This window comes from Solwaraspora sp. WMMD937 (genome assembly GCF_029581175.1).
Lineage (GTDB): Bacteria > Actinomycetota > Actinomycetes > Mycobacteriales > Micromonosporaceae > Micromonospora_E.
Genome location: NZ_CP120738.1, coordinates 3,088,620 through 3,098,182, shown reverse-complemented (window position 1 = coordinate 3,098,182; position 9,563 = coordinate 3,088,620). Strand labels below are relative to the sequence as shown.

The window sequence follows — 9,563 nt, the reverse complement described above, 5'->3', positions numbered from 1 at the left end:
CGTCACTCGCCGAAGTCGGCCGTCTGCAGGGCCATGCTGATGAGGTTCTCGGTGTCCATTTCGTCAATCGCGGAGCCGCCCGCCGGGTGGGGCGTGCCGGCCGGGTGCGTCGCCGCGCCGGCCAGCGCGAGCAGGCTCTCCAGCAGTCCGGCGGCACGCAGCCGGCCCAGCGGGATGCTGCTCAGCACCGCCCGGATCTCGTCGTCGGGCAGCGCCGCGCCGCCGTCGACGGTGTCCGGCACGAGGTCGGCGGCGAACTGCCGGGCCAGCGCGGCGGCGTTGGGATAGTCGAAGATCAACGTCGCCGGCTGCTGCCGGCCGGTGAGCAGGGTCAACCGGTTACGGAACCCGATCGCGGCCAACGAATCGAAGCCCAGCTCGCTGAAGGCCCGCTCCGGCTCGATCGCCTCCGGCCCCGGGTGCCCGAGCAGCTTCGCCGCCTCACTGCGGATCATCTCCAGCAGCAGTTCCTGCGCCTGCGGGCGGGACTTGCCGGCGAGCTGCTCGCGGAGCCGGCCGCCGCCGGCGGCACCGGCCGGCGCGCCACCGGCCGCGTCCCGCGCGGAGCGGCGCCGCGTCCCGGTCGCGCCGCCCGCCGACGGGGACACGGCCAGGCCGTCGAGCAGCGGCGGCCGGTCCGGCCCCAGCTTCGCCGGATCGAGCCGGATCGGCACCAGCACTGCGTCGGGCAGGGCCACCGCCCGGTCGTACAGGGCGAGACCGGTCTCGACGTCGAGCGGGTGGACACCGGTCTCGGCGAGCCGCCGCAGATCGACTTCGGTCAGTGCACCGGCCATCCCGTCGTCGGCAGTGGACCACAGCCCCCAGGCCAGTGACTGGGCCGGCAGGTCGTGCGCTCGCCGGTGGGCGGCCAACCCGTCCAGGTAGGCGTTGGCCGCGGCGTAGTTGGCCTGACCGGGCGGACCGAGGACCCCGGCGGCGGAGGAGAACGTCACGAACGCGGCAAGCGGCGTGTCCCTGGTCAGCTCGTGCAGGTGCCACGCGGCGTCCACCTTGGGCCGCAGCACGTTCGACATCCGGTCGGCCGTCAGCGAACCGATCACCGCGTCGTCGAGAACGCCGGCAGCGTGCACGACGCCGGTGAGCGGATGCTCCGAAGGCACCGTGGCGAGCAACCGGGCGACCTCGTCGCGGTCGGTGACGTCACAGGCCGTGACCGTCACCTGCGCACCGAGGTCAAGCAGGTCGGTACGCAGCCGTGCCATGTCGGGCGCGGCCATGCCCCGCCGGCTGGTCAGCAGCAGATGCCGTACGCCGTGACCGGTCACCAGGTGCCGGGCGATCACCCGACCGAGGGCGCCGGTCGCCCCGGTTACCAGGACCGTGCCCGAGCCGAAGTCCGCAGACGCGGGGGGCGCGTCCTGCGACGGCGGACCGCTCGGCACCAGACGGGGCACGTACAGGGCTTCGTCGCGGACCGCGACCTGGGGCTCCCCCGTGGACACCGCCGAGGCCAGCAGCGCGGGCGAGACCCGGTCCGGCTCGACGTCGACCAGCACGATCCGGTCGGGGTGCTCGGCCTGCGCGGTGCGTACCAGGCCCCAGATGGCGGCACCGGCCGGGTCCACGTCGGCGGCGGCACCGGCCGGTACGCCCCCGCCGGTCACCACCACCAGCCTCGACCCGTCGAACCGGCTGTCGGCCAGCCAGGTACGCAACGTATCGACCACCCGCCGGGTCTCGCGGTGCACGACGTCCGGGTCCGGGCCACCGCCACAGCTGAGCAGGAACACCGGCCGGCCCGCGCCGTCGCCGCCGGCCGCCGACGCGACGGCGGCGTCGAAGTCCGGTACGGCGGTCGCGGCGAGCGGCGCCGCCAGCGTCCAGCGGTCCGGGCCGACCAGCTGCCAGGCGACGCTCGGTGACGCGTCGGGCGCGGCGATCGGCTGCCACTGGACCCGCAGCAGCGCCGCCGCTGGCCCGTCGCCCGGCCCTCCGCCGTCGCGGCTGGCCGCTGACCCGTCACCGGCGGACCCCTCCGCGTCGTCTAGGGTCTGCGCCAGGTCACCGGCGGGGCGCAGCGCGAGCGCGTCAACGGTGGCGACCGGTACACCGGCACCGTCGGCGATCTCGACCGACACCGTCGCCGGCGCGGCCACCCGGACGCGCACCCGCGCCTCGACGGCGCCGGTGGCGAACAGGCTCACCCCGGTCACCGCGAACGGCAGCAGCGGGCCGGCCGCCGCCACCGGGCTGTGCGCCACCAACTGCCAGGCCGCGTCCAGCACGGCCGGGTGCAGGTTGAAGTCGGCGGCGTCAGTGCCGGCCACGGCCGGCAGGGCGACGTCGGCGTACACCTCGTCGGCCCGCCGCCACACCGCGCGCACCCCGCGGAACACCGGGCCGTAGGCGATTCCGGCGGTCGCGGCGAGCTCGTCGTACCAGCTGTCCAGCGGCACCGGGGTGGCTCCCGGCGGCGGCCACTGGGTGAGCTCCGGGGCTGGTGCCAGCCGGTCGGCGGCCGCAGTGTGCGGCACCAGCACCCCACTGGCGTGCCGCTGCCAGGGCAGGTCGGTCCCGGCGGTTCCGGCCCGGGAGTGGACCAGGACACGCCGTGCCCCATGTTCGTCGGCGGCACCGACCTCCACCTGCACGGCGACGCTGCCGCCGGCCGGCAGGACCAGCGGACGTTCGAAGTCGAGCTGCTCGATCCGCCCGCACCCGAGCTGGTCGCCGGCCCGGGTGACGAGTTCGACGAGGCCGGCGCCGGGCAGCACGGTCAGTCCGTGCACCACGTGGTCGGCCAGCCAGGGGTGGGTGGCGGTGGACAGCCGGCCGGACAGCATCAACCCACCCGACCCGGGCAGTTCCACCGCCTGGTCGACGAGCGGATGTGCACCGGCAGACGGGTCGGCGAGGGCACCCGCGACACTGTCCAGCCAGTACCTCTGGCGTTGGAAGGCGTAGGTGGGCAGGGGTACCCGGCGCACCGGAAGGTCGGCGAGGACCGCCGACCAGTCCACCGCGACGCCGCACACGTGCAACCGGGCGAGCGTGTCCAGCAACGTACGCGGCTCGTCGCGGCCCCGACGCATCGTCGGCGCGACCGTCGGCGACGCCACCGTCGCGGCGACGCCACGCGACACCAGCGGGACGAGCACGGCGTCCGGCCCGACCTCGACGAACCGGGTGACACCGGCGCGTTCGAGGCAGCGGACCGCGTCGTGGAAGCGCACCGGCTCGCGAACCTGCCGTACCCAGTACTCCGCCGAGCACAACTGCTCCGGGTCCGCCGCCGCGCCGGTGAGTGTGGAGACCAGCGGCACCGTGGGCGGCCGGAAGGTGACCGACTCGACCACCTCGCGGTACGCGGCCAGCATCGGTTCCATAGCCGCCGAGTGGAACGCGTGCGACACGCGCAGCCGGGTCACCGCCCTGCCCTGCCCGGCGAACCTTTCGGCGGCGGCCCGGATCTCCTGCTCGTCACCGGAGAGCACCACCGACTGCGCCGCGTTGACGGCGGCGAGGTCCAGCCGGCCGGTCAGTAACGGGCGTACCTCGTCCTCGCCGGCCTGCACGGCGAGCATCGCGCCGCCGGCCGGCAGCGCCTGCATCAGGGTGCCCCGGGCGGCGACCAGGGCGCACGCGTCGGACAGCGAGAGCATGCCGGCGGCGTACGCGGCGGCCAGCTCACCGATCGAGTGTCCGGCGAGCCGGTCCGGACGGACCCCGACCGACTCCAGCAACCGCAGCATGGCGACCTCGACGGCGAACACCCCGGCCTGGGTGTAGGCGGTCTGATCGAGCAGCGCGGCCTCGGCGCTGCCCGGCTCGGCGGCGAGCACCGTACCCAGCGGCGGGTCCAGGCGCGTGTCGAACTCGCTGGTCACCTCGTGCAGCGCCGCCGCGAACACCGGGAACCGGGCCGCGAGCTGCCGTCCCATCCGGGGGTGCTGCGCGCCCTGGCCGGAGAAGACGAAGGCGAGGCCGCCGGTGCTGACCGTGCCGGTCACCGACTCGGCCTCCTCGACGCCGTCGACGAGTGCGACGAGCCCGAGCAGGAAGTCGCCCCGTTCCGCGCCGAGCAGGACGGCCCGGTGCTCCAGCTGTGGCCGGAACACGGTGGAGTAGCCGATGTCGGCCGCTTCGTCGTCGGTGTCGTCGACGTGGTTCAGCAGCCGCTCCGCCTGTGCCTGCAGCGCCTGGCGGGTACGGCCGGACAGCAGCCACGGCACCACCGGCGGCTCGCCGGCCCCACCGCCGGATCCACCACCGGATCCACCACCGGCCTCGCTACCGGCCGCACCACCGGCAGGGACCGGGACATCCTGCGGCTCTGCCTCCTCGATCACCAGATGGGCGTTGGTACCGCTGACGCCGAAGGACGAGACCGCGGCCCGGCGGGGCTGACCGGCCCGCCGCCACGGCCGGTCCGTGGTCAGCAGCTGCACCTTCCCCGCGTCCCAGTCGACATGCGTCGACGGCTCGGTCACGTGCAGCGTCCGCGGCATCGTCCCGTACCGCATCGCCTGAACCATCTTGATCACTCCGGCGACCCCGGCGGCCGCCTGGGTGTGCCCGATGTTCGACTTGAGCGAGCCCAGCCAGAGCGGTTCGTCCCGGTCCTGCCCGTAGGTGGCGAGCAGGGCCTGCGCCTCGATCGGGTCGCCCAACGCCGTGCCGGTGCCGTGCGCCTCCACCACGTCGACGTCGCCCGGCCGCAGACCGGCGTTGGCCAACGCCTGGCGGATCACCCGCTGCTGGGCGGGTCCGTTCGGAGCGGTGAGCCCGTTGGATCGGCCGTCGGAGTTGACCGCCGAGCCCCGGATGACGGCGAGCACCGGGTGACCGTGGCGGCGGGCGTCGGAGAGTCGTTCCAGAACGAGCACCCCGGCGCCCTCCGCCCAGGCAGTGCCGTCGGCGTCGGTGGAGAAGGCCTTGCAGCGACCGTCGCGGGCCAGCCCGCGTTGGCGGCTGAACTCGACGAACGTCTCCGGGGTCGCCATCACCGTGACCCCGCCGGCCAGCGCCAGCGCGCATTCCCCGGTACGCAGCGACTGCGCCGCCCAGTGCATCGAGACCAGCGACGAGGAGCAGGCGGTGTCGACACTGACCGCCGGACCTTCGAATCCGAAGTGGTGGGCCACCCGACCGGACACCACCGCGCCGGTGGAGCTGCTGGCCACGTAGTCGTGGTACTGGACACCGACGAAGACGCCGGTAGCGCTGCCCCGCAGGGACAACGGGTCGATGCCGGCCCGTTCGACGGCCTCCCACGAGGTCTCCAGCAGCAGCCGCTGCTGCGGGTCGACGGTCGGCGCCTCACGAGGTGAGATGCCGAAGAAGCCGGCATCGAACTCGGCGGCGTCGTAGAGGAATCCCCCGGTACGCACGTACGTGCTGCCGGGCCGTTCCCCGCTGGCGTCGTAGAGCTGGTCGATCTGCCAGCCACGGTCGGCGGGGAACTCGCCGATGGCGTCGACCCCGTCGGCGACGAGGGTCCACAACTGCTCCGGAGAGCTGACGCCGCCCGGGTAGCGGCAGGCCATCGCGACGATCGCGATCGGCTCGTCGGTGCCTGCCGACGACGCGGCGGCTGGGGCTCCCCCCGGCTGGCCCTCGTCGACGACGAGTTCGGCGCGCAGGTAATCGGCTACCGCGTTCGCCGTGGGATGGTCGAACACCAGGGTGGCCGGCAGCCGTAGCCCGGTCGCGGCGGTCAACGCGTTGCGCAACTCGACGGCGGTGAGCGAGTCGAAGCCGAGCTGGTGGAATTCACGGTCGGCGGCGACCGCCTCCGGTGATTCGTGTCCCAGCACGGTCGCGACGTGGGTGCGGACCAGATCGACGAGCAGGCTTACCCGTTCCCGCTCGGCGAGCTCGGCGAGGCGCGCGGCGAGTGCTTCGGTGCCGCCGCCCGCGGCCGGCCGGGTGAGCGGACCCACCAGCGAGCTGAAGACCGGCGGTACGCCGTCGCCGGCACGCAGCCGGGCCGGTTGCAGCGCCGCGGCGACGACGGCGGGCGCGGCGGCGGCGACGGCGGCGTCGAACAGCGCCAGCCCGGCGGGCACGGACAGCGGCAGTACGCCGCCGCGGGCCATTCGGGCGCGGTCGGCCTCGGCGAGCGTTCCGGTCATGCCGCCGTCGGTGTCCCACTGGCCCCAGGCCACGGAGACGGCGGGCAGCCCCGCCCGGTGCCGCCGGGCCGCCAGCGCGTCCAGAACCGAATTGGCGGCGGCGTAGTTAGCCTGCCCCGGCGCGCCGAGCACCCCGGACAGGGAGGAGAACATCACGAACGCGGCCAGGTCCATCCCGGCGGTCAGCTCGTGCAGGTGCAGCGCGCCGGCGACCTTGGGCACGAGTACGGCGTCGAGCCGGTGCGGGGTCATCGCGGTGACGACGCCGTCGGCGACCACCCCGGCGGCGTGCACGACGGCGGTCAACGGTCGCTGGGCGGTGGTTTCGGTCAGCACGCGGGCCAGGGCGGCGCGGTCGGCCACGTCGCAGGCGACCACCCGGGCCCGCGCGCCGAGTTCGGCGAGTTCGGCGACGAGCGTGGCGGCTCCGGGGGCCTGGTCGCCCTGGCGACTCAGCAGCACCAGGTGCCGGACCGCGTACCGGTCGACCAGGTGTCGGGCCACGATGGCGCCCAGCGACCCCGGCCCGCCGGTGATCAGAACGGTGCCGGCCGGGTCGAGCAGGGGTCGAGTGTTCCCCGCCGCCGGGAGGTGGGCCAGCCGGGCCGCGTGTGCCGTGCCACCGCGTACGGCCACCTGTGGTTCCCCTGCGGCGAGCGCCGCCGCGACCGCCGCCGCGACGGTGTCGTCGTCGGCACCGGCGCGGTTGTCGGCGGCGGCCTGCGTGTCGCCGGTGGCGGCCACGCCGCTGACGCCGGACGGGTCGGTGCGGTCCGCCGGGTCCGCGTCGACCAGCAGGAACCGGTCCGGATGCTCGGCCTGGGCGGACCGTACCAGCCCCCAGACGGCCGCGCCGGCGAGATCACCGCCGGTGCCGGCGACCGGTACGGCGCCCCGGGTGACGACGGCCAGCCGGGTGCCGTTGTTGGTGGCGTCACCGAGCCAGTGCTGCAACGTCGCCAGCAACTGCCGGCAGTGCTTACGGATCGTGTCCGGGTCGTCGCCACAGACCTCGTCGAGGCGAAGCAGGCGCACGCCTTCGGCCGGGCGGTCACGGCCCGGGTCCGCGATCGCGACCCAGTCGAGCCGGTGCAGGTCGGCGGTGTGCGCCGGTGCCGCCGCGACGTCGGCGAGCGGCCGGAAGGTGACCGCTGTCGCGGTGGCGACGAGGTGGCCGGCGTGGTCGAAGGCCGCCACGGCGTAGGTGTCCGGCGAGGTCGGGGTGAACCTGACCCGCAGTTCGGCGGCGCCGGTGGCGTGCAGGGTGACGCCGGACCAGGAGAACGGCAACCGGGCGTGGCCCTGCCCGTCGCCCAGGTCGACGGCGAGTGCCTGGGTGGCGGCGTCGAGTACGGCCGGGTGCAGGCCGAAGCGGTCGGCGTCGCCGGGGTCGGGCAGCCGTACGTCGGCCCAGAGCCGGGCACCCTGACGCCACACGGCGCGCAACCCGCGGAAGGCTGGTCCGTAGTCGAGACCGGCACCGGCCAGCGTGTCGTCGAGGGTGTCAATCGGGACCGGCTCCGCGCCGGCCGGCGGCCAGCTGAGCTCGGCCTCCGGCTGGTCGGCCCCGGACGGGGTCGGGGCGGTGGTGAGGTGACCGGTGGCGTGGCAGGTCCACGACCGCGCCGCGACGGCCTGCTCGGCCCGGGAGTGGATGCTGATCCGCCGGTCACCGGAGTTGTCGGGTTCACCGACGACGACCTGGATCCGTACGCCGCCGTGGGCCGGCAGCCGCATCGGAGCGTGCAGGGTGAGTTCGGCGATGTGGGCGCAGCCGAGCTGGTCGGCGGCCCGGAAGGCGAGCTCGACGAAGGCGGTGCCCGGCAGGATCACCTCGCCGTGTACCCGGTGTTCGGCGAGCCACGGGTGGGTGACGGTGGACAAGCGTCCGGTGAGCACCGCGCCCTGGGTGTCGGCCACGACGGTGACGGCGGCGAGGAGGGGATGGTCGGCGGGGTCCAGCCCGGCGGTCGCCAGATCTCCGGCCGGTGCCCGATCGTCCAGCCAGTAGCGTTTGCGGTGGAACCGGCGGGTCGGCTGCGGCAGGTCGGTGTCGCCGGTGCCGGATTCCCCGGCCGGCTCGGCCTGTTCCAGGATCAGGTGGGCGTTGGTGCCGCTGACGCCGAACGACGACACCCCGGCCCGGCGTGGTCCGCCGGTACCCGGCCACGGCCGCGCCCGGGTCAACACCCGCACCCCACCCGCCGACCAGTCCACATGCGACGACGGCTCCGACACATGCAACGACCGCGGCAACACCCCCGCCCGCAACGCCATCACCATCTTGATCACACCACCGACACCCGCCGCCGCCTGCGCATGACCGATGTTCGACTTCAACGACCCCAACCACAACGGACGATCCACATCCCGACCCTGCCCGTACGTCGCCAGCAGCGCCTGCGCCTCGATCGGATCCCCCAACCGGGTGCCGGTACCGTGCGCCTCCACCACATCGACGTCCGCCGTCGACAACCCGGCCGCCGTCAACGCCTGCCGGATCACCCGCTGCTGCGCCAGCCCGTTCGGCGCGGTCAGGCCGTTGGAGGCGCCGTCCTGGTTGACCGCCGATCCGCGGATGACGGCCAGAACGGGATGCCCGTTGCGCTGGGCGTCGGAGAGCCGTTCCAGCAGCAGGACACCGGCGCCCTCGGCCCAGCCGGTGCCGTCGGCGTCGTCGGAGAACGGTTTGCACCGCCCGTCCGACGCAAGACCACGTTGCTTGCTGAAGGCGACGAACGGGCCCGGAGTCGCCATGACCATCACGCCACCGGCGAGCGCCATCGAGCACTCCCGCTGCCGCAGAGCCTGCGCGGCGACGTGCAGCGCCACCAGCGACGACGAACAGGCGGTGTCGATGGTCAACGCCGGGCCGGCCAGGCCGAAGGCGTACGAGATCCGGCTCGAGATGACCGACGCCGCGTTGCCGGTGCTGAAGTACGCGGAGACGGCCTCCGTCGCGGCCGCCGACAAGTCGTCGTAGTAGTCCTGCGCACCGCTGCCGACGAACACGCCGACCTGCGCCCCGTCGAGCGAATCCGGGGCGAGCCCGGCCCGTTCGAAGGTCTCCCACGCCAGCTCCAGCATGATCCGTTGCTGCGGATCGGTGGCCAGGGCCTCCCGGGGCGACATTTCAAACAGCTCAGCGTCGAAGCCGGCCGGGTCGGCGAGGAAGCCACCCTCCCGGACGTGGCCGTCGGCCGGACCGTCCTCGCCACCGGTCGGCAGCGGCCCGGTGGTCCAGCCACGGTCGGTGGGGAACGGGCCGATCGCGTCGACCTCGTCGTCGACGAGCCGCCACAGCTCCTCCGGACTGGTGACGCCACCCGGGTAGCGGCAGGACATCGCCACGATCGCGATCGGGTCCCGGTCCGCCGACTCCACCTCGTGCAGGCGCCGGCGGGTCTGATGGAGTTCCGCGGTCACCCGCTTGAGGTACTGCAGCAGCCTACCGTCGTCATCCAT

The 9,563-nt window shown here is 74.3% G+C and carries 1 protein-coding gene; it reads right to left on the bottom strand.

Going from position 1 to position 9,563, the window contains the following annotated elements:
• Positions 1-2 precede the first annotated feature (2 nt).
• Positions 3-9,563 (bottom strand): type I polyketide synthase, encoded by a 9,561-nt coding sequence (locus O7621_RS13580; RefSeq protein WP_282234586.1) that lies wholly within the window; start codon positions 9,561-9,563, stop codon positions 3-5.

Excerpts from the sequence above, each read along its gene's own strand:
- O7621_RS13580 (WP_282234586.1), bottom strand. The coding sequence starts at position 9,563 with ATGGATGACGACGGTAGGCTGCTGCAGTACCTCAAGCGGGTGACCGCG.